Here is a 21,573-nt window from a genome sequence, read left to right as displayed (position 1 = left end):
GTCGACCGTCGACGCTGGACCATGGATGACAAGCCGGTGTTCCCTAACCCACCGGCCGCTACCCGGCCGTCCGAGCGAGTTCGCCGCGCCGCCGCTCCCCCTCAGGAGTGAAGGCGAACGACTGCCGGAAGTCTCCGCCTTCGGAACGGACAGCGAGAAGGAGGGGTTCTTCATGCTCCGGTGGCCACGAAGACCCCGTACCCGGCGTGCTTCCGTTCCAGAGGTGGAAGGCCACCATCGGCTGTTCCGGTTCCTCACCGAGGTACGCCAGCGTCTTCCCGTACAACGGATTCGTCCCCCCGAACAGCAACGAGGGCGCCCCGAACTCGTCGACGACATCCGCCCACACACGGTCCTCGCTCACCCACGAGCGCACCCGCTCCCGAAGCGCGCGGTACTCCGGCCGGCCCAGGAGACGATCGGGCCTCAACCACCCGCGGCGCCGCGCGAACTCCGCGTAGATCGACGCCGTGCCATCGTAAGAACGGTCCGGGACGAGGTCACGAAGAGCTCCTGTCACACCCATGCTGGACCAGGCCCCACCCTCCTCCCACGCCCTCTGCTGCTCCGACCAGGCTTCGGGTTGCCGCTCCACGAACAACAGGTGGGTAATCAGCATGCGCAGGCCTCCTTCGTTCCCGAACATGCCGGGGCGTCGCAAGGCAAGGTTCAACTGCCCGATGAAGTAGGTGCGTATCTCATCGGCGGTGGCGAGAGAAGGAGGGTGGGTCATACGCCGATTCTCTCCGGCATCCTGGCCTTCGCCGCTGCAACAGCAACAGATGTCAAAACTCAAGCGCAAGCTCAAGCTGAATAGAGAACAAGCTACGCGGTGTCTGTGGCGCCGAGGCCGTCCGTCGGCCGAGGTATGCGCGGTATCACGATCGGTTCGAGAAGCCGTCGTGGTGTGTTGATCGCGTCGGACACGGGATCGTCCTCGGAGTCCGACGGTTCGAATCCGGGTCCGCCCGGACAGGTCTCCGCCCCCGGCGGACATCACGGCGCGACAAGTCGCCCGACGGCTTCGATCACCGTCCGGCGCTGCTCATCCGGCTCCACACCGGGGGCCGCGGCGTGCGCCGCTCCCTGTTCCGACCACATCGAGGCCGTGTTCAGCACCAGGGTGAGGAGCTGCTCGGCGGTGAAGCGCGTGGCCAGTCGCCCCGCCTCCTGAGCCGTCCGGATCGCCTCCGCCTTCTCCTGGTTGGCCTGCGCGACGGCGGGTATGTCCCGCCCCTTGCCCGCGCGTTCGAGCTGGTACCAGGCGGCGAGGCGCATGACGTCGGGGTGCGCGCGCTGCGCGTCGTACAGCCGGGCCGCGTAGCCGGGCAGGTCGTCCACGGTGATGGGGATCTCGCTGACCGTGCGGACGATCACCTCGTCGTAGACGGCCTCGAACAGGTCGTCCTTACTGCCGAAGTACGTGTAGACGAGCCCGGCGCTGCACCCCGCGAGCTTGGCGATGCGGTCCATGCGCGCACCGGCGATGCCGTACTGGGCGAACTCGGCGAGGGCTGCTTCCAGAAGCTGCCGCCGCTTGGCAGCGGGGTCCCGTGAGGTCATGCGTTCACCGTAATGAATGAGTGTTCATTTGACAAACTTCCGCCGGAGCGCTCCACTGGAAACAGCTATTGAATGAACGCTCATTTGGGAGGAACCATGGCAGCGCGCACGACCCCACGGACCACCACGCCCACGTCCACCTGGACCCCCGCCGACATGCCCTCCCAGCGCGGCAAGCTGGCCCTGGTCACCGGCGCGAACAGCGGGATCGGCAGGGAGACCACGCTCGCCCTCGCCCGGGCAGGCGCCCGGGTGATCATGGCGGGGCGCGACGCCGCGAAGGTGAACACAGTCGCCGACGCCCTGCGCGCGCAGGTACCCGGCGCCGACCTGGAGCCACTGGCCCTGGACCTGGCCGACCTCGCCTCGGTCGCCGAGGCGGCGGCCACGGTGCGCGCCGCGCACCCCGCCCTCGACCTGCTGATCAACAACGCGGGCGTGATGGCCGTACCCGAAAGGCGCACCACCAAGGATGGTTTCGAGCTGACCTTCGGCACGAACCACCTCGGCCACTTCGCCCTGACCGGCCACCTCTTGCCCACACTGCTGGCCGCCGAAGCGCCGCGCGTGGTGACGGTCAGCGCCATCGCGTACCGCTGGAAGACCGGCGAACTCACCGACCTCAACAGCGAGGAGCACTACCGCCCGATGGGCGCGTACGCCAAGTCAAAGCGCGCCAACGTCGTCTTCACCCAGGAACTCGCCCGCCGCACAAGGGACTTCAACCTGACGGCGGTGGCGGTCCACCCGGGCGCGAGCCTGACGGGCCTGCAACAGCACACGTCCCGAGGGCTTCAACTCGTCAGCCGCTTCCTGCCCGGGATGTTCCAACCCGCCGACCAGGCGGCCTGGTCCACCTTGTACGCGGCCACCGAGGCGGCCGGTATCGCCTCCGGCGACTTCGTGGGCCCCACCGGCCGCCAGGGAATGCACGGCAGCCCCGGCGTTCTCTCCGTACCGGACACCATCAGGTCCCCGGAAACCGGCCGGGCGCTGTGGACCGCCTCGGAGCAACTGACGGGCGTCGTACCGCGAACAGGGGCCTGACGGGCCCGGCGTGGGCCGAAAGCACGGGCGTGATCGACGCGGACTACACGCCTCGGTGGACGGACTCCGCACCGCCCGCGGACGGAATGACCAGATCCAGCAGCCCCGGGAAGCGCCCGTCCAGGTCTTCACGGCGCAGGGTCAGGTAGAGCTTGCGGCCCGAGGGGCGCTGGTGGATCACGCCGCTCTCGCGCAGCGCCCGCCAGTGGTGGGTCAGGCTCGACGCGGGTACGTCGGGCAGGACCGCGCCGCAGAAGGTCTCTTCGCCGGACGCCAGTGCGCGCACGATCGCCAGCCGGACCGGGTGTCCGAGGGCGGCCAGTACGTCGACCAGTTCGATCCGGTCCGCGTCGGGGTGGTGGAGGTCGACCATGCCTCCATCGTACGGAACCGTACGGACTTCTCGTACGAATACGGCGGGGGAGGTTGACGGAGGTGCGGCCATGTACGAGAGTCTCGTACAATCAACAGTACGAGATGTTCGTACGGTCTTACGTCGCCCCGAACCGCCCCACGTAGGGAACACCCATGCCCGACAACCACCTGCCCGACTCCGCACTCTCCGACGAAGCCCTCGCCCGATCACTCGACGGCGACTTCTCCAGCCACCACGCCGACGTCAACGGCGTCCGCCTGCACTACGTCTCCGGCGGCAGCGGCGATCCCCTGATCCTGCTGGGCGGCTGGCCGCAGACCTGGTGGGAGTGGAACAAGGTGATGCCCCAACTGGCCCGCCACTACCGCGTGATCGCCGTCGACCTGCGCGGCATGGGCGGCTCGTCACGGCCCGCCGGCGGATACGACAAGAAGTCCATGGCGCTCGACATCCGCGAACTGGTCCGCCACCTGGGCCTGGAGTCCGTCCACATCGCCGGGCACGACATCGGCGCGATGGTCGCGTACTCCTTCGCCGCCAATCATCCCGAAGCGACCCGGAAACTCTGCCTGTTGGACGTGCCGCACCCCGACGAGAGCTGGCGCTCCTTCTCGTTGCTGCCCGAGCCCGACCAGCACATCGACTCGGTGGTCGAGAAGGGGGCCCGCCCCTACCTGTGGTGGTTCGCCTTCAACCAAGTACGGGATCTGCCGGGGCAGTTGCTCGACGGACGTACGCGGCTGCTCATCGACTGGCTCCTCGACCGGCAGGCCAAGGATCCCGCGACCATCGATGACCACGCGCGCGACGTGTACACCCGCGCGTACTCCTCGCCGGACGCGATCCGCGCGAGCAACGGGTGGTACCAGGCCTTCAACCGCGACATCACCGACCAGCGCGACTACGCGCCGATCGCCGCGCCGATGCTCGCCCTGGGCGGGGACGAGAGCACCTACGCGTACCTGCGGGAGCTGATGCCCACCAAGGGCACGGACGTGAAGGTCGTCAGCGTGCGGGCATGCGGCCACTACATCCCCGAGGAGCAGCCGGGGACCGTGATCGACGAGCTGATCTCCTTCCTCAGCAACTGACCAAAGGCCCGGCGAAGGAGCCGCCGAAGGGACCGTCGAAGGGCCGCCGAAGGAGCCACACAACGAAATCCGTTGCTGACGACGCCTCGCCCTCTGTAAACCACCGTATACAACGTCCACTGCGACTGATTTCCTTGTTAGCTGGGCAGATGCGTGATAGGACCATCCTGTTTCGCCGGGACCTGAGCCGGCCGCCAAGGAAGGTCACCCCCATGGCTAGCGATGCGAACCAGTCCGCGAAAAACTCCACCGGAGCGGGCGGCACGGACCGCCGTACGGTGCTCAGAACGGGGGCCGTCGCCGCAGTGGCCGTGGCCACCGGCGCCGTACAACTCTCCACTTCCCCCGAGGCGTTGGCGGCAGGCGCCAACACCGCAGCCGTGCCGCCACCGGCCGCGACGACTCCGTCCTCCCGTACGAAGGCCAAGGCAAGCCCCACCCCCTTCGGTGAGCCCACCGCCTCGGCCATCGAGCCCGCGTCGACCATCGAAGCCGCACGCGGTGGCCGGTACGGCGGCTGGAGCGGGCAGACCCGTTCCGAGGTGGTCGCCCGGCACGGCGCGGTGGCGACCAGCCAGCCGATCGCCGCGCAGGCCGGCCTGCGGATCCTCCAGGAGGGCGGCAATTCGGTCGACGCCGCCATCGCGACCGCCGCCGTGCTCGGCCTCGTCGAGCCCGGCAGCGCCGGCATCGGCGGCGACACGTTCGCGCTTCACTACAACGCGGCGGACCGCAAGCTGTACGGGCTCAACTCCAGTGGCTGGTCGCCGAAGTCATGGACGCCCGAGTACTTCAGCTCGCGCGGCTACACCGCCGACAACGGCGGCGTACCCGAATTCGGCGTGCACTCCATCACCGTGCCCGGCGCGGTCGAGGGCTGGCACCAGCTCATCTCACGGTTCGGTACGAAGGAGCTCGGCGACGTACTCGACCCCGCGATCGAGCTGGCCACGGACGGCTTCGGCCTCTCCGAACGTATCCACCACGACTGGCTCGACGGCGTCGAGGAGTTGGCCAAGGACCCCGACTCGGCCAAGGTGTTCCTGCGCGGCGGCAAGGCCCCGGCGCTCTACTCCGTATTCCGCAACCCCGAACTGGCCCACGCCTACCGGACGTTGCAGAAGTCCGGCCGGGACGCCTTCTACACCGGGCCGATCGCCGATGCCATCGTGGCGAAGATCGGCAAGCTCGGCGGCGAGATGAGCGCGGCGGACCTCGCGGACTTCCGCGCGGAGTGGGTGGAGCCCATCTCCGTCAATTACCACGGCTACGACGTCCACGAACTCCCGCCCAACACACAGGGGTTCGCGACGCTGATCATGCTCAACATCCTGGAGCAGGTCGGCCCGGTCCTCGGCTACGACCTGGCCGAACTCGGCCCGCGTTCCCCGCTGTTCTGGCACCTGCTGGTCGAGGCCAAGAAGCTCGCGTACGACGATCTCAACCGCTACCAGGGCGATCCGCGTTTCGTCCACATCCCCCTGGACCGGCTGCTGTCCAAGGATTACGCGAAGCGGCTCTGCGGCCGGATCGACCCGGAGCACGCGGGCACACCCAAGGTGCCGGGCACCGTCGTCTCCGGCACGGTCTACCTCACGACCGCCGACCGGTGGGGCAACATGACGTCGTTCATCTACAGCGTCTTCGACGAGTTCGGCTCCGGCGTCACCGTGCCCGGATACGGCTTCCCCCTCCAGAACCGGGGCTCGCTCTTCAACCTGGACCCGGCCTCGCCGAACATCGTCGCGCCGCGCAAACGCCCGTACCACACGCTCATCCCGGCCTTCGTGACGAAGGACGGCAGGCCGGTGCTGTCGTTCGGCAACATGGGCGGGAGCGAGCAACCACAGGCCCAGGCAACCGAGTTGGTCAACATGATCGACCTGGGCATGAACCCGCAGGCGGCGGTGGACGCGGCGCGTTTCTACCACAACCAGCACAACAACGGGCTGCACCTGGAACCCGAGCTGGAGGCCCTGGTCGGCGCCGAGTTGAAGAAGCTCGGCCATGTCGTCAAGGAGGCCGACATATCAACGATGGGTGGCTACCAGGCCATCCACTTCACACCGGAACAGCCGGGCCGCTACCCCGCGGCGGTCAGCGAGAACGGCCCGGTGAACGGTGTCTACCGCGCCGCTTCCGACTCCAGGAAGGACGGCGCGGCGGTGGGCTGGTGAGGCAACGGGCTGGTGACCGCGCGACTCACGCGGTGGCCGGCGGGACTTAGCTGAGGGTGCCCGCGCCGAGCAGGCCGAAGAGCAGTACGCCGATCACGATCCGGTAGATCACGAACGCGTTGAACGAGTGCTTGGCGACGAACTTCAGCAGCCAGGCGATCGAGCCGTACGCGACTACGAAGGACACGATCGTGCCCACGGCCAGCGGCGCGGCGCCCACACCCGTACCGAGTGCGTCCTTCAACTCGTAGATGCCGGCGCCGGTGAGCGCGGGGATGCCGAGGAAGAACGACAGCCGGGTGGCCGCCACCCGGTCGAGGTCGAGGACGAGCGCGGTCGACATGGTGGCGCCGGAGCGGGAGAAACCGGGGAAGAGCAGCGCGAGAATCTGCGAACAGCCCACCAGCATCGCGTCCTTGAAGGTGGTGTCCTCCTCGCTGCGCTTGTGGCGGCCCATCTGGTCGGCGGCCCACATCACACCACTGCCGACGATCAACGACCCGGCCACCACCCACAGCGACGCGAGCGGACCCTCGATGAGGGGCTTGGCGGCGAGCCCGACGATCACGATCGGGATCGTCGCGTAGATCACCCACCAGGCGAACTTGTAGTCGTGATCGACCCGGTCCTCGCGATGCGCCAGACCTCGGAACCAAGCGCCGACTATGCGCACGATGTCCTTGAAGAAGTACACAAGGACGGCGAAGATCGCGCCCACCTGGATCACGGCGGAGAAGCCCACCACCGCGTCGTCGTCGACGGGGATCTTCATGAGGCCCTCGACGATCTTCAGATGGCCGGTGGAAGAAACCGGGAGAAACTCGGTCACTCCTTCCACTGCTCCGAGGATGACGGCTTGGCCGATGCTGATGACGCTCATGAATCCCTCTCTACGACTACAGCCATGTAGACGGTCCACTGCACTGTAGACGATCCCGGCGGGGGCAAGGGAATCATGTCTGAGCCCCTGATAGAGCCGTCGGGCGGGTGCCCGGATACGCAACGGAGCACGCAAAACCTCAGGTCAGGCGCGGGCACCCCAGCCCCCGGTTCAACAAGCGGCAAGCAGGGCGCGCTCCCCGTCGGGCGGGCAATCACGGCAGCAACCGGGCTCAGCGGCACGAAAGGCGCGCTCACACCCTCCGTCGCAGGTCTGCCAGGGCAGTGTGCCGGGCCGCTCGGGTACGGCGGGCAGCGCGGGCACGGGCATGAGCGGTTCGCTGAGCCGATAGGCGAGGATACGAGCCGCCCGAGTGCGAAGCCGGTCAGGAAGCCGAACCGTAAGCAGCTCGGTCACCTGCTCAGCCGCGACACCCTGCGCGAGCCACCGCGCCACGGCGGGCGCCAGCTCGGCCACCTCGCGCTGGGAGAGGATCAGCCGCCGGTCGACGATGCGGAGCGAGGCGAGGAGGACGGCGGCGTCGGAGTCGGGTACGGGTAAGGGCGCGGGCGGCTCCGGGGGACCGGGAGAAGCCGGAGTTGGCGGCGCGATCGGCGCGATCGGCTCGACAGGCGCGACAGGCGCAGGAGCCGCAGCAGGAGCAGGCTCTACTGGAGCCGCAGGTTGGACTGCACCCCCGGGCACGTCGAACACAAGGGTCCGCGTACGGATCTGCCCACCGGGCGCACGCCACCGCCGCCGCTCCAGATAGCCGGTGGCTTCCAGTTCCGCGAGCGCGCGGGAGATCAGGATCTCGCCCTCGGTGAAGTGGGCGCACAGCGCGGCGATGCTGACGGGTGCGCCGTCGGGCAGGGAGAGGATGTACGCGGCGACGCCGACCGTGACCGCGCTCCCCCGCCGCTGCACAAGGGCGTTGGCGAGCACGGTGAAATGGGCGGTCAGTCGGGTACGGACGTGGATCACGCCGGAGGTCGGAAGTCCGGCGTCGGCGCGCAGGCGCGCGCTAGAATTCAGCTCAGCCATCGGGAAGCTCGATTCTTCCTTGTCGGTCAGGCCCTCGATCGGGATGCCAGTCCCGGCCGGGGGCCGTCTTCGTTTTCGGTTGTTGCGGCGAACGTAACCGCAGATTCCCCACCCCCGCAACCAAGTCACCCTTGCGGGTGACGGCCCCGGGAGGGGAGGGAGGGTAGTAGTTCTCTCCCCCAGTTCTCTAAGGAACCTCGCGGCCAACCGCCCCCCGGCCAACCGGGCCCCGGTGAACCACAAAAGCCCCGGCCGGCCGCCTGGAGAAGGCGAACGTCCGGGGCCTGTTGCGAAGTTATCGACGGGCACCCTGGGCTGCGGCGAAGGCCACAAAACCCGTCCAGGCACCGGGAGCCAGCATCAGCACGGGACCTGCGGGAACCTTGCTGTCCCGCACCGGCACAACACCAGAAGACGAGAGCAGAGTATGGCTGAACTCGACGCACTCTCCTCCGTTTGATCCGCTATAGGTCGACTTGACCCACTCCACACGGGAGAGGTCGGCCATGCTCATAGGGTCCATTCCTCCATCACCTTACGAAACAGCTCTAGTGACGCTTCAGGGGAGAGCGCATCAGCACGTAGTCGATCGTAGGTCACACTCGCGTCCTCCACAGCTCCCGGCGAGTCAATGACCTGGCCGGAAAATGGATCTTCCAAGTAGAGGATGTCGGGCTCGCCCTCATCGAACTTCAACAGGATGAATGCGAACTGCGACGCAGGAGCGCCTGATAGGAACGGTAGTACCTGAAGGGTGACATGGGGAGACTCTCCGGCCTTGATCAGGTACGCCATCTGCTCAGCCATGACGGCTCGACTCCCGACCATGCGCCGCAAGCACGACTCATCCAGCACAACCCACAGCAGAGGTGGCTTCCCACCCTCCAGAACACGCCGACGGTGCAAACGGCCCGCAACCCTCTCGGCAGTCACTTCCAAGTCTTCACGTGGATGCCCACGCCGGAATACCGCGTGGGCGTACGCCTCGGTCTGCAAAAAGCCCATGACCAGGTTCGAGCTGTAACTGAGGATCGCCGCAGCCCGCTCCTCCAGCCTGACGTACGGCTCGAACCAATCCGGATAGTCGCGCTGGCTGACACGTTTACGCAGCCGGGCGAAGTACCCAGACGTGCCGAAGAACTGATCGCAGCGCTCAGCGAACAGCTCCGAGCCGAGCTGCTGTCCGTTCTCGACTTTCGACACATAGGGCGTCTTGTACGTCGTCGCGACCGCGAGTTCCAACTGCGTCGCGCCTTTGTGCAGTCGTGCGTGCCGGACCTCGGACCCATAGAAGGCCAGACCGTCGCGCGGCTCATCCGTCAGGGAGTCATCAGGCACTGGCTCGCTCATACGTTCAACTCCTAGGTTTTCAGGCCCGGCTGGAAACGCGCCAACTCCGGCGAGCGTATGCCCGAAAGACCACCCTTGTCACACAGAAAGTAATCACTTGGTGACAGGATGGCCGCCCTGCGCCCCACCCACTCGGCCGACTCCGCACCTGCGCACGGCTCATCCCAGGAGTCCGTGGGGTGCGCCCCCGGAAACATCCCGGTCAGCCTCACAAGCAGGTTGCCAGTCACGCATGAAACGTTCCAGGCCTGGTCAGCGCATGCCCGAGTGCCGATGCTTGTCACACAGACAGTGATGAAGCGATGACGGAAGGCATACCCCTCCGATGTGCGAACGAGTCCTCGATCCGGCGTCACCGAACCGCCCGATCGGGCTCGCGGCCACCGTTCACGGCTGGGGCTACCTCCGCTTGCCTCCCGCCCGGCCGTCCGGCGAATACGCGCCAGTGACCGAGGAGTTGATGGAGCGCGTGCTTCAGGGATTGAGAGGACTGACGGAATGACGGACGACGACAACAACAAGGACAACGAGCGCCGACTGCCGCCCCGCGCCGCAAGCGCGTCCACCCCCGGCGCGGGGGACGCGGAAGGCGCGGATCTCATGCCCGGCGCCGCCCTGCGCTGGCCGCCCTGCCAGTGCGGGAACCCCCAGCGCTGCCCCGACTACGTACCGGAAGGGCGGTGAGGACTCGGTCGGCGACGCCGCCCGGGGGACTGCGCATCGGGATGGTGGTCTACGACCGTACGTACGAGATGGTCGCCGTCATACGCGGCTTCACCGGCCCCCTCGTCCACCTCGCGCGCCCCACCGGCCTTGAGTGGCAGAGCCGTTGGGTATCCGTACGCCCCGGCACGGCGTACGAACAACGCCAACTCCGCGCCCTCGCCGCCCTCCACCGTCTGCGCCACAAAGGCCTGCCTGTCGGGTGAGCAGGGTCAGGCCACCGTCCTCAACGCGCTGCGGCCGATGTGTCCGCCGCATCCAGCGACGCAACACCGGCCGCCGAACCGGCCACCACTCGGCCTCGACCGCCGGGGCCCCTGCGGTGGCCACGCAGCGCCAGCACCGCCAGTCCTATGCCGACCACCGCCATCGCCGCGCCCGCCCACGCTGTCGCCGCGTATCCGAAGTCCGCGTCGATCACCACGCCGCCGAGCCAAGGGCCAGCCGTATTGCCCGCGTTGAAGGCCGCCGTCACCGTGGCGCCGGCGAGGGTGGGGGCCGCCGCGGCGATGTTGAACATACGGGCGTTGAGCGCCGGGGCCGTATAGAAGGACGAGACGCCGAGGAGGAAGGTGAGAATGATGGCAGCGACGGCGTTCGAGGCGGTGAGCGCCAGTACGCCCAGCAGGATCGCCGACGTGGTGATACCGCTGATCTGTACGCCGAAGAGGTGCGCGTCCGCGTACCGGCCGCCGATCGCCGTACCCACGAGCGCACCCGCGCCGAAGAGCGCGAGCACCGTCGGTACCCAACTCTCCGACAGCCCCGACACATCGGTCAGCAGCGGCGCCATGTAGGAGAAGGCGCAGAAGACGGCGCCGCCCGCGAGCGCGGTCACCGCGACGGCGAGCCAGACCTGACCGTCCTTGTAAATGGTCAACTCCCGCTTGAGGTTGGCCCTTTCAGCGGGTGCGGGGATGTGCGGAATGAGTGTGACGACGCCGATCAGAGCGACCGCCGAGGCGCCGCCGACCGCCCAGAACGCCGAGCGCCAGCCCAGGCTTTCGCCGAGGAACGCGCCGGCGGGCACGCCGAGTACGTTCGCGATGGAGAGTCCGCCGATCATCACGGCCATCGCGCGGGCACGCGCGTTGAGCGGCACCATCGCGATCGCGACTCCCGCGCCGACCGCCCAGAACCCCGCGCAGGCGAGGGCGCTGATGACACGGGACGCGAAGAGCACCTCGTACGTCGGAGCGAGGGCGCCGACCACCTGGCCGAGGCCGAAGGCCGAGATCAGGGCGATGAGGGTGGCGCGGCGCGGGAGCCGCAGTGTGACGACAGCGAGCAGCGGGGCGCCGACCACCATGCCGATCGCGAAGGCGGATATCAGGAGACCGGCGGTGGGTATGGACACGTCCATGTCCTCGGCGAGGGGCGGGAGCAGCCCCGAGAGCATGAACTCGCTTGTACCGAGGGCGAAGACCGAGAGACCAAGGATGTAGACGGCGAGCGGCATGCGGGCGCGTCGATCGGCGGAGTCTGGCATGACAGTGATGAACGCCCGTATCGGTCATTACATTCCCGGCGTGAGCTGGGACGTTTGCATCATGCGCCTTCTGCCCGAGACCAGTGCGACAGACGAGATTCCCGAGGACTGGGATCTGCCGATGCCTGGGCACTGGCCGGACATTCGCACGGCCCGCTGCGAACTCTTCCTCCACTCCCGCGGTGGCCTCCCGGGGCGATCATCTGGCTGGACCCCTGGCCGTCCTGGGCGGTGCCGCAATGAGAATCAGGACCGGCCTTCTGGGTAGCGGTCCCTGTCCCTGGGCGGTCCGCTCGGACTCGACGCCGCGCTACGAGGCTTTTCCGGCGGCCTTACGATCGGCAAGCACCAGGACGCCTCGCTACCGGGCACCCCCCGGCCGGCACCTGTCCTCGGTGTTGTTCACCTCACGAGGTACAACGAGTTGATCGGCGTCATGTCGTGTGGCGGATATTCGCCTGTATCCCTGTTCTCGTCGCCGCAATTCGTGCCGTTGTACCCCAAGCAGAGCTGGAAGGCCGCGCCGCCGGTCTGGTTGTTGACCACCACACGCACGCCGGTGACGTTCGACAGGTTGTGGGGGCCGTAGCTGCGGAAGATATTCTTGTCCAGGATGGTGCCGTTCGTCTCGCGGATGCAGACCGTGCCGGACGGACAGGACGTTGCCGCAGTGGCGGTTGGAGCCACGGTGAGTGAGAGGGCTCCCAGGGCGAGGGTCATGCCTGTGACCGATGCAGCGAAGTTGCGCAATTTTCCTCCTGTGCGGCGATGTGCTCGTAGTGCTCGTAAGTGCGGCTTGGATCTGAAAGTAGCTCGATTGGCGGGGGCATACCAGAGCGCCGATACAGGTCGCGTCCGGTGGTGTTGGCGCGACTGACGAGTAGGACGCGTCATCGGGGATGACACGAGTGGGCGGATTGGCCGGGACGCGCCACTCCCGTCGTGGACGTGAAGTTGACGTTCCCGGTTCCGAGTTCGTTGCAGCGTTGCAGCGCTGCAGAACGATCAAACAGACCATGGGCTGGACCCGCTCGAAGATCCGCACTCCCGAGGCGGCGGACCGCTGGACGTGGCTCGTGATCACCGACCACACCCAACTCCGGTCCACCCGCCGGTCAGGGAGCTGTGAGCTGGCCGTCAGGGCGCTGCGCGGTCAGGGAGCTGTGAGCTGGCGCAGTTCGGCCGCCAGGTTCTGGCGGGCTCGTGCCTCCCACTCCTGTTCGCCGTACGGGGTGCTGAACAGCCTTGGCAGCGCGAGCAGTTGCTCCAGTACAGCGGCGCGGCCGGCACGGAAGGCCTCCTCGGGGACGAAGGCGTACTCCTCCCGTACGGCGGCCGTGTACGCGGCGTACGCGGCCGGTGCGGCGGCCAGGATCGCGAGGTCGGCGTCGCAGAGGACGGCGCCGTTCCGGTCGCCGGGCTCGGCGGCGTGGGTGGTGGTGAGACGGACGAGGCGGGCGACTTCGTACGTCTGGTCCTGGTCCAACCCGGCTTCGGGCAGGGCGCGTTCGGCGAGACGGGCGGAACGGTCCTCGTTCTCGGAACGGTCCGGGCGGTAGACGGCGTCGTGAAACCAGGCGCCGAGGCGGACGAGGTCGGGGTCGTCCGCGTGGTCGGCGAGGGTGTCGATGTGGTCCAGGACGGCGAGCAGGTGATCGGTGGTGTGGTAGCGCCGTTGCGGCTCGGCCCAGCGGGCGAGCAGCGCGTCGGCGTAGATGTACGGGTCGGGGAGCGCGGCGTTGTCGGCGGCGGCGTCGGGGGCGTCGCGGAGAGGGCGGACGGCGCGGAGGGCGGTCGCGAAGCGGCTGCGCAAGTCGAGGTCGGGCATGGGTATGACAATAGGTCCGAGGCTGTGGACAACTTCGTACATCTATGGGCGAGGTCGACTAATTTTGCCTCCATGACGCAGCAGATGAACGTGAAGCGAAAGAACTCGCCCCGCTCGCCCCTGTCCTCCCCCGCCCACCGATTTCACCGAGCCCAGCGAGTCCAGCGAGGCCACCGCGTGCGGCGACAGCGGCTACGGCCTCAGGGCAGCAGCCCGCGCTCCATGGCCGTCAGCACGGCGGCCGTCCGGTCCGACACGTCGAGCTTCTTGAAGGTGCGCAGCAGGTGCGTCTTCACCGTGGCCTCGCCGATGAAGAGCTGTTTGCCTATGTCGGCGTTGGTCAGACCCCGGCCGACCAGGCGCAGCACCTCACACTCGCGCTCGGACAGCGGAGAGGGGCCGGCGCCTCTGGCCCGGAACAGCTTGGTGGCGAGGGACGGCGTGAGTACGGTCTCGCCACGGGCCGCGGCCTGGACGGCGTTGATCAGCTCGATCCGGGAGCTGCCCTTGAGGAGATAACCCGCGGCGCCCGCCTCCACAGCGCGGAGGATGTCGGCCTCGTCCTCGTAGGTGGTGACGATGACGACCTTGGTCCGCGGTGAACGGCGGCGGATGTGCGCGGTCGCTGTGACGCCGTCCATATCGCCCATCCGGAGGTCGAGAAGGACGAGGTCCGGGCTCAGCGCCGCGGCCTGCGTCACCGCTTCCTCGCCGGAACCGGCCTGCCCGACAACGGTGATGCCGTCGGCCGACTCAAGCATCGCGCACAAGCCTTCCCGCACCACCGGGTGATCGTCGACCAGCAGGACCCCGATCGTCCGTCCCTCACCCATCAACGGCCTCCCCGGCTGTCCACGCTGTCCACTGGCTCCGCACCCACACCTACAACACCCGCACCCGCACCCGCACCCAGGGGCACTGTCACCTCGACGGTGGTGCCTTCTCCGGGAACGCTTCTGACGACCGCCGTTCCGTTAATCTCTTCCGCCCTGGCCCGCATGCCCGGCAGTCCGAACCCACCCTGCTGCCCGCTCACCGCATCCTGCTCATCGAAAGGAGTGAAGCCCTCGCCGTCGTCACGGATCGTAAGGCGGACGACGTCCTCATCCCGATCCGTCTTCCCTTCGAATGCCACGACCACCTCCACCACCCGGGCCCGGGTCGCGTGCTTGCGTACGTTGGCGATCGCTTCCTGCGCCGACCGCAGCAGTACGACGCTGACCGCCACCGGCAGCGGCTCCTCCACGCCCTCGACCGAGCACCGTACGTCGAGGCCCGTCTCGGCGGTCAGGGTCTCGGCTTGTCGGCGCAGGGCCTGAGCCAGCGAACTCTCCCGCAGGCTCGGAGGGGTGAGAGCCGCGACGAAGTCGCGCGTCTCCGCCAGGCTTTCCCTGGCCACCCGGCCGGCGAGGCCCAGATGTCGGAGTGCGAGGTCGGGGCTGGGCTCGACCTCCGACTCCGCGGCCTGGACGAGGCCGATGACGCTGGTCAGGCTCTGCGCCAGGGTGTCGTGGATCTCGCGGGCCAGCCGCTCGCGTTCGGCGGAGATCCCGGCCTCGTGCGACAGCCTGGCCACGCTCTCCCGGGTGCGGCGGAGTTCGGCGATCAGCTCGCCGCGGTCCTTGCTCTGCCCCACCACACGAGTGATCCACAACCCGAGGAGGACCGACAGCGCGAGGCCCAGCAAGGACATCGGAAGCACACCGCGGACGGCGGAGTCGAGGTCGCCGCCCTGGAACAGGACCGCGGCCACCGGCCAGAGGTTGGCCACCATGGAGAGCGCGAGGGCCGGCCGGATGGGCAGGCTCATGATCAGCATCGGCACCACGGCGAACAGCGAGAAGGAGGACCTGAGGTCGAAGGCGTCGGCCACGACGAACAGCACGAGCAGCCCGCCGACAAAAACAACGGCCCCGCGGCTTGAGCGCCGCTCCCCCGCGTCGATCATCAGCGCCCGGCCCAGCGCCGCGTACCAGATGACCATCAGGGTCATCGCACCGATCGCGACGGCGACCGCGCCACCGCCGGCGTCGAGCCCTCCGTCGAAGCCCAACAGGAAGGCGACGGTGACCAGGTAAGAGATCGTGAAGTAGGTGTCCCAGAGGCCGAACCACCGGCCGCCGGTCTCCGGGCCGTAGTTCGCCGGGGCAGGCAGCGGGCCGCCTTGGGTCTGAGTACGCACGGCACAAGTCCTAGCACCAACGCCGTGCGGGGAGCGCCGGGTGTCCGGTGTCAACGGGCGCTGTCACCGTTGACCATAGGTGCCCGCGGACAAACAACCACGCGCCGGCCGCAGGGCCGGGACCAGGACCAGGGCGTGAACCCTGCACACCGGCAGGGGGAGTTCGAAGGCTTGAGGCCGGGGAGGCGACCCGCCGCGCGGGCCCGTTCTGACCGGGGCGCGCGGCGATGTGGCCGTCTTGTGGCTGGGAGATCCGTGCGGGTGAGGCCCGGCTACTTGCCCGCGCCGACCGCGTTGACCTGGATACCGGCGGAGTCGGAGGCCTGGTCAGGGTTGTCGACAGGGATGTTGACGGACGTGCCGAGGGTCTTGGAGTGGGTCTCGTTGGGCGGCGTGACGATCATGGTGGTGAACGTGAAGCCGGAGCCGCCGCTGTTGTTGAACTCGTAGTTCAGGACGAAGTCGGTCTTCTCACCGGGGGCCAGCGTGACGGTGGGTACGTCGGAGTTGCTGCGGGCGGCGCTGACGGTGTCCGAACCGCTGTCGCTCTTGAGGTCGACGCCCGGGAAGCCATGCATCGTGCAGGTGCCGGAGCCGGTGTTCGTGAGGTGGACAATCTCCTGCCCCTCTCCCGAAATACCGTGCTGCGTGGACATGCTGAGGTTCGAGGTCTTGCACATGCTGCCGGACGACGAACCAGAACCGGAACCGGAATCCGAGGAGCCGGAGCCGCCGCTCTTGCCGCTGCCGGAGGAGCCGCTCTGGCCGGAGGTCGCGCTGGACGGCGACGCCGTGTCGGCACCGCTGTCGGAGGAGCCGTCCTGGCCGGCCGTGGCGCTCGACGACGCGGGGCCGGCGGCTATGGAGCCGGTGGCGTTGCAGGCCGTCAGGGACAGCCCGGCGGCCACGGCGAGGAGGGCGAGACCCGAAAGCTTCCTGTTGCTGCGCATTGCTACTCCGTAGATCCGATGCCGGCCCACCCGGTGCGGGCCCTTCTGGGTTGAAGGAGGCAAGCGGGACTGGAGGGGTTGCGGACGGGCCGTACCCCGGACACTCCCGTGACATTCGGGTAGCTTGATCGCGACATCCGGAACCCGGTGCCCGCATCTGACACAGGACCTCCTTGACGGATCGCCCGAGGGTCGCCGCGGTGGCGGTGCCGAGGAGACCCAACCGCGCCTGCCGTAAGAGGTTGTAACGGTCCGTCACAGCTCGGGCGTCCTTGAAACCGGCTGATGGCGCGCGTACTCGTTCTGCCACCCGGACAGGGCCTGGCGGGACGACGCTTGCCGCACCGGAGGTGACTTCGCTTGGTCAGCCCGCTGTCGGGCTCCGCGGGGCCTACCCTCGCGTGAACCCGTGGCTCCGCTCCACTTTCGCCACATGCGGCGTGTAGTTCTGGTACCACTCGGCCCGCCCGCGCTTTTGCGCCGCGCGGTGCTCGGCGTTGGTCCGCCACTCCGTGAGGGCGTCGGCGTCGCGGAAGTACCCGACCGTGATGGACAGCCCGCCAGGAGTCTGCGCGTGGTCCATCCCCAGGAACCCGGGGACGTCCTTCACCAGCTCTTCCATGCGTGCGTTGGTCTCGCTGTAGCCGCTCTGCTCCTGGGTCCGCACTGTGGTGAAGACAGCTACGTAGTAGGGGGGTTCAGGGGCCTCGACGGGCACGACAGGCGCTTCCGAGTGACTGCTCATGGCCGCCACCGTAGGGCGCGACGCGCCCATGATCCAGCGTCTTTCCTGAACGGGATACATAACGGATCAAGCTCTTGACCAAAGCTGTCCGACCGGTGTCCACCGATCGGTTGACAGCCGGCCCGACGAACGGTCGTACCGAGTCGAAGGCGGCGTCCATAGCGTTGGTGGCAGCGGCGGGACGTGCCGCGAATCGAATTCACCTAGGACCGGGGGACGTTCATGAGCCAATTCCTGACCGCGCTGATCGCCAGTGTGAGCATCCTCGCCGTCATTCTCGCGACCGACCTCGGCCGCCGCCGCCTCACCACCGCGCGGATGCTGCGTTCCGTGCTGGTGGTCGTCATTGTCGTGCCGCTTTTTGTGCACTCCTTTCCGACGACGGGAAATGATGTGTCACTTCAGCTCGCCGGAGTCGGGGCGGGTGTCATTGCGGGGCTCGTGGCTGCTGCGCTGCTGCCCGCCCGTCGGGACGGGGACGGTGAGATACGTACGGTCGGCGGCGTCGGATACGCGCTCGTCTGGATCATCCTCTCCGCCGCCCGCGTTCTCTTCGCGTACGGCTCCGAGCACTGGTTCGGCGAAGGCATCATCCGCTTCAGCATCGACAACAAGCTCAGCGGCCAGGACGTCTACGCGAACGCGCTTCTCTTCATGTCGCTCGCCATGGTGCTCACCAGGACCACGGTCCTGGTGAGCAGGAGGCAAAGGCTGCGCACCGACCAAGCGGGCGTGCGGGACGGGCTGTTGGAGGTTCCGCTCACACGGCCTTGAAGCCGCGGAGGCGAAGTGAGTTACCGACGACGAACACCGAGGAGAACGCCATGGCCGCGCCCGCGATCATGGGGCTGAGGAGACCGGCGGCCGCGAGGGGGATGGCCGCCACGTTGTACGCGAAGGCCCAGAAGAGGTTCCCGCGGATCGTCCGCAGCGTGCGGCGGGCGAGCCGGATCGCGGTGGCCGTGGTGTTGAGGTCCCCGGTGACGAGGGTCAGGTCGGCGGCCTCGATGGCGGCGTCGGTGCCGGTGCCCATGGCGAGCCCGAGGTCGGCCTGGGCCAGGGCCGCGGCGTCATTGACACCGTCGCCGACCATGGCGACCGTACGGCCTTCGGCCTGGAGGCGTTTGATCACCTCGACCTTGTCCTCCGGCATGACGTCCGCGATGACCTGGCCGACGCCGACGCCGACGCCCGTGATGCCCACAGCGGCGGCCACCGAGGCGGCGACTGCCTGGTTGTCGCCGGTGAGGAGGATCGGGGTGAGTCCCAGGGCGCGCAGTCTCGCGATCGCCTCCGGGCTGGTGTCCTTGACCGCGTCGGCGACTTCGAGGACGGCGCGTGCCTCGCCGTCCCACGCCACGGCGATCGCCGTACGGCCGGCGGCCTCCGCCGCGCGCCTGGCCGCTTCCAGTTCCCCGGGCAGGTGGATCTCCCACTCGGCGAGAAGCTTCGGCCGCCCTACGAGGACGGCGCGGCCCTCGACCATGCCCTGCACGCCGAGACCAGGCAGGTTCGCGAAGTCCTCCGGTACGGGGAGGGTGCCGACACGGGCGGCGGCGCCGTCGGCGATGGCGCGGGCGATGGGGTGTTCGGAGGCGTGCTCCAGGGCGCCGGCGAGGCGCAGCAGTTCCTTCTCGTCGGTTCCTTCGGCGGTGTGCACTCCCAGCAGGGTCATACGGCCGGTGGTGACGGTGCCGGTCTTGTCCAGGACGATCGTGTCGACCCGCCGCGTGGACTCCAGGACTTCGGGGCCCTTGATGAGGACGCCGAGCTGGGCTCCGCGTCCGGTGCCGACCATGAGAGCGGTGGGAGTGGCGAGCCCCAGGGCGCAGGGGCAGGCGATGATCAGCACGGCGACGCCCGCCGTGAACGCGGCGGTCATGCCCGCGCCGCTGATGAGCCAGAAGGCGAGAGTGGCGAGGGCGAGGCCGATCACGACCGGGACGAACACGGCCGAGATCTTGTCGGCGAGCCGCTGCGCCTGGGCCTTGCCGTTCTGGGCGTCCTCCACCATCCGTGCCATACGGGCGAGTTGGGTGTCGGAGCCGATCCGGGTCGCCTCGACGACCAGCCGGCCGCCGACATTGAGGGTGGCGCCGGTGACGGAGTCGCTCGCCGCGACCTCGACCGGCATGGACTCACCCGTGAGCATGGAGGCGTCCACGGCGGACGAGCCCTCGACAACCACGCCGTCGGTGGCGATCTTCTCCCCGGGCCGTACGACGAACCGGTCGCCGATCTTCAACTCACCCGTGGGTACGGTGACTTCCCGGCCACCCTCGCGCAGCACGGTGACTTCTCGGGCGCCCAGCTCCATCAGCGCACGCAGCGCGGCCCCCGCCTTGCGCTTGGCGCGGGCTTCGAAGTACCTGCCCGCCAGGATGAACGCGGTGACGCCGGCGGCGGCCTCGAAGTAGATGTTCCCCGCGCCGTCACTGCGGGAGATGGTCAACTCGAAGGGGTGCGTCATCCCGGTCATGCCCGCCGTACCGAAGAACAGCGCCCAGACCGACCAGAGGAACGCGGCCGACGTACCGACCGAGATCAGGGTGTCCATCGTGGCCGCGCCGTGCCGGGCGTTGGTCCAGGCGGCCCGGTGGAAGGGCCAGGCGGCGTAGGTGACAACCGGGGCGGCGAGGGTCAGCGACAGCCACTGCCAGTTGTCGAACTGCAAGGCCGGCACCATCGCCATCGCGATCACCGGTACGGCGAGCACGACAGCGGTGATCAGACGTTCCCGCAGCGGTCTGAGCGCCTCGGCGTCGGCATCGGCGCGGGCGTCGTCGTCCGCGTCCCGGCCGCCGCCGGCGGTTCGTATGGGGGCCGGCTCCTCGGCGGTGTAGCCCGTGGCCTCGACCGTGGCGATCAGGTCCTGCACGGAAAGGTCGGCGCCCTGGTAGCTGACCTTGGCCTTCTCGGTGGCGTAGTTGACGGTCGCCTCGACGCCTTCCATCCGGTTGAGCTTCTTCTCGATCCGGGCGGCACAGGAAGCGCAGGTCATGCCGCCGATGGCCAATTCGACTTCGGCGGCGGCGCCGGGACCGACGTCGGGGCCGGTGGTCCTGGTGAGGCTCATGGGGAAGGCTCCTTGAGATCAACCGATGGGTTCATGCTACCCCCATGGGGTATGGCTCTCCCTCTACCTATACCCCTATGGGGTATTAATCGCAAGGACTTACGGGCGGAGGCGCGCGGGTGCGGTGAAGCCCGGCCGAGCAGCGCCCCGTAGGCTGGCCCATTGGACTAGACCTATAACTGGCCGGTCGGCCGGCTGGTCGTCCGGCTGGTCGGCCGATCAGCCGGCCAGCCGGTCAGTCGGACGAGTCCGGCCACCCTCCACACCTACGAATGGGGTCCCATGAGCGAGCGTGCAGTCCTGGAGGTGATCGCTCTCGACGCGGACGACGCGATCGCGGCCCGGAGCGGCGGTGCCGACCGCCTGGAGCTGGTCACCGACATGGCGGCGGACGGCCTGACCCCGCCCCGCGAGACCTTCGCGAAGATCCGCGCGGCCGTCGACATCCCGCTGCGCGTGATGCTGCGGCTCTCCGACGGCTTCGCGGCGGGGTCGCCTGCCGAGGCGGACGCGTTGACGGAGGCGGCACATGGGCTGCGTTCGGAGGGGGCCGACCAGTTCGTCTTCGGTTTCCTCGACGCGGACGGGACGCCCGACCTGGTGACCGTGGAGCGACTGGTCGCCGAGCTGGACGGCTGCCGGTGGACATTCCACAGGGCGATCGACCGGGCCGCCGACCGCGAGGCGCTGCGGGTACGGCTCGCCGACATGCCCGGCCTCGACACGTACCTCACCGCCGGATCACCGGCGGGCGTCGACGAGGGCATGCCGACACTCCTGGCGGAGGCGGCAGCAGCGGCGCGCGGCGACGCGGGGTACGGCCCCCGGATCCTGGTCGGCGGCGGCCTGCGCCTGGAGCATCTGCCGACGCTGCGGGCCGGCGGGATCGACGCGTTCCACATCGGGGGCGCCGCACGGCCGCACGGCTGGGGACAGCCGGTGTCGGCACAGGCGGTACGCGACTGGCGCGCGGCGATCGACTCGTAGCGCAGGAGGCGTGAGGGGGGGCGTGGGTGGGGGTGTGGAGCCCTCCCCGGAAAGATCTACCTGTG

General features: G+C 68.5%; 23 protein-coding genes. 8 read left to right on the top strand and 15 right to left on the bottom strand.

The window, feature by feature from the left end; genetic code table 11:
- Positions 1-58 precede the first annotated feature (58 nt).
- Positions 59-364 (bottom strand): hypothetical protein, encoded by a 306-nt coding sequence (locus tag QR77_RS48975; protein ID WP_236710778.1) that lies wholly within the window; start codon positions 362-364, stop codon positions 59-61.
- Positions 365-604: 240 nt separating this feature from the next.
- Here QR77_RS48975 and QR77_RS48970 point away from each other — a divergent pair, with 240 nt between their 5' ends.
- Complete coding sequence (locus QR77_RS48970) at positions 605-817, top strand: hypothetical protein (protein ID WP_236710777.1); 213 nt, start codon at positions 605-607, stop codon at positions 815-817.
- Between the two features lie 179 nt (positions 818-996).
- Here the strand turns inward: QR77_RS48970 and QR77_RS22855 are convergent, their stop codons facing one another.
- Complete coding sequence (locus QR77_RS22855) at positions 997-1,563, bottom strand: TetR family transcriptional regulator (RefSeq protein ID WP_040023989.1); 567 nt, start codon at positions 1,561-1,563, stop codon at positions 997-999.
- A gap of 96 nt (positions 1,564-1,659) precedes the next feature.
- On the opposite strand from QR77_RS22855, the gene QR77_RS22850 reads away from it, so the two are divergent.
- A complete protein-coding gene (locus tag QR77_RS22850) occupies positions 1,660-2,610 on the top strand; it encodes an oxidoreductase (RefSeq protein WP_052488985.1) in 951 nt (316 codons plus the stop codon).
- A gap of 43 nt (positions 2,611-2,653) precedes the next feature.
- Here QR77_RS22850 and QR77_RS22845 read toward each other — a convergent pair whose 3' ends face one another.
- Positions 2,654-2,983: a helix-turn-helix domain-containing protein gene (locus QR77_RS22845; RefSeq protein ID WP_040023988.1), complete on the bottom strand. Its 330-nt coding sequence runs from the start codon at positions 2,981-2,983 to the stop codon at positions 2,654-2,656.
- Positions 2,984-3,138: 155 nt separating this feature from the next.
- Here QR77_RS22845 and QR77_RS22840 point away from each other — a divergent pair, with 155 nt between their 5' ends.
- Together QR77_RS22840 and ggt are read left to right on the top strand one after the other, a co-directional pair.
- Positions 3,139-4,077, top strand: coding sequence for an alpha/beta hydrolase (locus QR77_RS22840; protein ID WP_040023986.1), 939 nt, complete (start codon positions 3,139-3,141; stop codon positions 4,075-4,077).
- Positions 4,078-4,289: 212 nt separating this feature from the next.
- A complete protein-coding gene (gene ggt, locus QR77_RS22835) occupies positions 4,290-6,254 on the top strand; it encodes a gamma-glutamyltransferase (protein WP_078877036.1) in 1,965 nt (654 codons plus the stop codon).
- Between the two features lie 46 nt (positions 6,255-6,300).
- On the opposite strand, the gene QR77_RS22830 is transcribed toward ggt, so the two are convergent.
- From QR77_RS22830 to QR77_RS22820, 4 genes are all read right to left on the bottom strand, one after another.
- A complete protein-coding gene (locus tag QR77_RS22830) occupies positions 6,301-7,134 on the bottom strand; it encodes an undecaprenyl-diphosphate phosphatase (protein WP_040023985.1) in 834 nt (277 codons plus the stop codon).
- A 171-nt stretch (positions 7,135-7,305) separates the two neighbouring features.
- Positions 7,306-8,178 carry a hypothetical protein gene (locus QR77_RS22825; protein WP_040023983.1) on the bottom strand — a complete coding sequence of 291 codons (873 nt, stop codon included), beginning with the start codon at positions 8,176-8,178 and terminating at the stop codon, positions 7,306-7,308.
- Between the two features lie 295 nt (positions 8,179-8,473).
- The gene (locus tag QR77_RS43910) at positions 8,474-8,692 is read right to left on the bottom strand and encodes a DUF397 domain-containing protein (protein WP_078877034.1); all 219 of its coding nucleotides are present in this window, start codon (positions 8,690-8,692) and stop codon (positions 8,474-8,476) included.
- Positions 8,689-9,528, bottom strand: coding sequence for a helix-turn-helix transcriptional regulator (locus QR77_RS22820; RefSeq protein WP_040023982.1), 840 nt, complete (start codon positions 9,526-9,528; stop codon positions 8,689-8,691). Before QR77_RS22820 ends, QR77_RS43910 begins: the two co-directional genes overlap by 4 nt.
- A gap of 498 nt (positions 9,529-10,026) precedes the next feature.
- Between QR77_RS22820 and QR77_RS22815 the strand changes: the two genes are divergently transcribed.
- Positions 10,027-10,212, top strand: coding sequence for a hypothetical protein (locus QR77_RS22815; protein WP_040023981.1), 186 nt, complete (start codon positions 10,027-10,029; stop codon positions 10,210-10,212).
- Positions 10,209-10,457: a hypothetical protein gene (locus QR77_RS22810; RefSeq protein WP_107068969.1), complete on the top strand. Its 249-nt coding sequence runs from the start codon at positions 10,209-10,211 to the stop codon at positions 10,455-10,457. Before QR77_RS22815 ends, QR77_RS22810 begins: the two co-directional genes overlap by 4 nt.
- Before the next feature lie 20 nt (positions 10,458-10,477).
- Here QR77_RS22810 and QR77_RS22805 read toward each other — a convergent pair whose 3' ends face one another.
- The 7 genes from QR77_RS22805 to QR77_RS22775 all read right to left on the bottom strand — a co-directional run bounded on the left by QR77_RS22805 (position 10,478) and on the right by QR77_RS22775 (position 17,445).
- Complete coding sequence (locus tag QR77_RS22805; protein ID WP_040023977.1) at positions 10,478-11,710, bottom strand: Cmx/CmrA family chloramphenicol efflux MFS transporter; 1,233 nt, start codon at positions 11,708-11,710, stop codon at positions 10,478-10,480.
- 432 nt (positions 11,711-12,142) lie between these two features.
- The gene (locus QR77_RS22800) at positions 12,143-12,490 is read right to left on the bottom strand and encodes a hypothetical protein (protein WP_040023976.1); all 348 of its coding nucleotides are present in this window, start codon (positions 12,488-12,490) and stop codon (positions 12,143-12,145) included.
- Between the two features lie 403 nt (positions 12,491-12,893).
- Complete coding sequence (locus QR77_RS22795) at positions 12,894-13,568, bottom strand: hypothetical protein (protein WP_040023973.1); 675 nt, start codon at positions 13,566-13,568, stop codon at positions 12,894-12,896.
- 200 nt (positions 13,569-13,768) lie between these two features.
- Entirely contained in the window at positions 13,769-14,401 is a 633-nt protein-coding gene (locus QR77_RS22790) for a response regulator transcription factor (RefSeq protein WP_040023972.1), read from the bottom strand.
- Positions 14,401-15,750, bottom strand: a complete 1,350-nt coding sequence (locus QR77_RS22785; protein WP_063798066.1) for a sensor histidine kinase — start codon at positions 15,748-15,750, stop codon at positions 14,401-14,403. Before QR77_RS22785 ends, QR77_RS22790 begins: the two co-directional genes overlap by 1 nt.
- 272 nt (positions 15,751-16,022) lie before the next feature.
- On the bottom strand, positions 16,023-16,700 hold the full coding sequence (locus QR77_RS22780; protein ID WP_040023971.1) for a DUF4232 domain-containing protein: 678 nt from the start codon (positions 16,698-16,700) through the stop codon (positions 16,023-16,025).
- Positions 16,701-17,091: 391 nt separating this feature from the next.
- On the bottom strand, positions 17,092-17,445 hold the full coding sequence (locus QR77_RS22775) for an antibiotic biosynthesis monooxygenase (protein WP_040028486.1): 354 nt from the start codon (positions 17,443-17,445) through the stop codon (positions 17,092-17,094).
- 222 nt (positions 17,446-17,667) lie between these two features.
- Between QR77_RS22775 and QR77_RS22770 the strand changes: the two genes are divergently transcribed.
- A complete protein-coding gene (locus tag QR77_RS22770; protein WP_040023970.1) occupies positions 17,668-18,219 on the top strand; it encodes a hypothetical protein in 552 nt (183 codons plus the stop codon).
- Here the strand turns inward: QR77_RS22770 and QR77_RS22765 are convergent.
- Positions 18,206-20,521: a heavy metal translocating P-type ATPase gene (locus QR77_RS22765; RefSeq protein ID WP_040023969.1), complete on the bottom strand. Its 2,316-nt coding sequence runs from the start codon at positions 20,519-20,521 to the stop codon at positions 18,206-18,208. The two genes, QR77_RS22770 and QR77_RS22765, sit on opposite strands and share 14 nt — an antisense overlap.
- Positions 20,522-20,803: 282 nt before the next feature.
- Here QR77_RS22765 and QR77_RS22760 point away from each other — a divergent pair, with 282 nt between their 5' ends.
- Positions 20,804-21,508 carry a copper homeostasis protein CutC gene (locus QR77_RS22760; protein WP_040023968.1) on the top strand — a complete coding sequence of 235 codons (705 nt, stop codon included), beginning with the start codon at positions 20,804-20,806 and terminating at the stop codon, positions 21,506-21,508.
- Positions 21,509-21,573 lie beyond the last annotated feature (65 nt).

It is taken from the genome of Streptomyces sp. 150FB (genome assembly GCF_000818195.1).
Lineage (GTDB): Bacteria > Actinomycetota > Actinomycetes > Streptomycetales > Streptomycetaceae > Streptomyces.
The sequence above is the reverse complement of the archived record's forward strand: the minus strand, read 5'-3'. Positions and strand labels throughout refer to the sequence as shown.

Coding starts and splice junctions, on each gene's coding strand:
- QR77_RS22820 (WP_040023982.1), bottom strand. CDS start 9,528: ATGAGCGAGCCAGTGCCTGATGACTCCCTGACGGATGAGCCGCGCGAC.
- QR77_RS22775 (WP_040028486.1), bottom strand. CDS start 17,445: ATGAGCAGTCACTCGGAAGCGCCTGTCGTGCCCGTCGAGGCCCCTGAA.
- ggt (WP_078877036.1), top strand. CDS start 4,290: ATGGCTAGCGATGCGAACCAGTCCGCGAAAAACTCCACCGGAGCGGGC.
- QR77_RS22795 (WP_040023973.1), bottom strand. CDS start 13,568: ATGCCCGACCTCGACTTGCGCAGCCGCTTCGCGACCGCCCTCCGCGCC.
- QR77_RS22855 (WP_040023989.1), bottom strand. CDS start 1,563: ATGACCTCACGGGACCCCGCTGCCAAGCGGCGGCAGCTTCTGGAAGCA.
- QR77_RS22850 (WP_052488985.1), top strand. CDS start 1,660: ATGGCAGCGCGCACGACCCCACGGACCACCACGCCCACGTCCACCTGG.
- QR77_RS22760 (WP_040023968.1), top strand. CDS start 20,804: ATGAGCGAGCGTGCAGTCCTGGAGGTGATCGCTCTCGACGCGGACGAC.
- QR77_RS22830 (WP_040023985.1), bottom strand. CDS start 7,134: ATGAGCGTCATCAGCATCGGCCAAGCCGTCATCCTCGGAGCAGTGGAA.
- QR77_RS22780 (WP_040023971.1), bottom strand. CDS start 16,700: ATGCGCAGCAACAGGAAGCTTTCGGGTCTCGCCCTCCTCGCCGTGGCC.
- QR77_RS22845 (WP_040023988.1), bottom strand. CDS start 2,983: ATGGTCGACCTCCACCACCCCGACGCGGACCGGATCGAACTGGTCGAC.
- QR77_RS22815 (WP_040023981.1), top strand. CDS start 10,027: ATGACGGACGACGACAACAACAAGGACAACGAGCGCCGACTGCCGCCC.
- QR77_RS22805 (WP_040023977.1), bottom strand. CDS start 11,710: ATGCCGCTCGCCGTCTACATCCTTGGTCTCTCGGTCTTCGCCCTCGGT.
- QR77_RS22765 (WP_040023969.1), bottom strand. CDS start 20,521: ATGAGCCTCACCAGGACCACCGGCCCCGACGTCGGTCCCGGCGCCGCC.
- QR77_RS22790 (WP_040023972.1), bottom strand. CDS start 14,401: ATGGGTGAGGGACGGACGATCGGGGTCCTGCTGGTCGACGATCACCCG.
- QR77_RS43910 (WP_078877034.1), bottom strand. CDS start 8,692: ATGAGCATGGCCGACCTCTCCCGTGTGGAGTGGGTCAAGTCGACCTAT.
- QR77_RS22825 (WP_040023983.1), bottom strand. CDS start 8,178: ATGGCTGAGCTGAATTCTAGCGCGCGCCTGCGCGCCGACGCCGGACTT.
- QR77_RS22840 (WP_040023986.1), top strand. CDS start 3,139: ATGCCCGACAACCACCTGCCCGACTCCGCACTCTCCGACGAAGCCCTC.
- QR77_RS22770 (WP_040023970.1), top strand. CDS start 17,668: ATGAGCCAATTCCTGACCGCGCTGATCGCCAGTGTGAGCATCCTCGCC.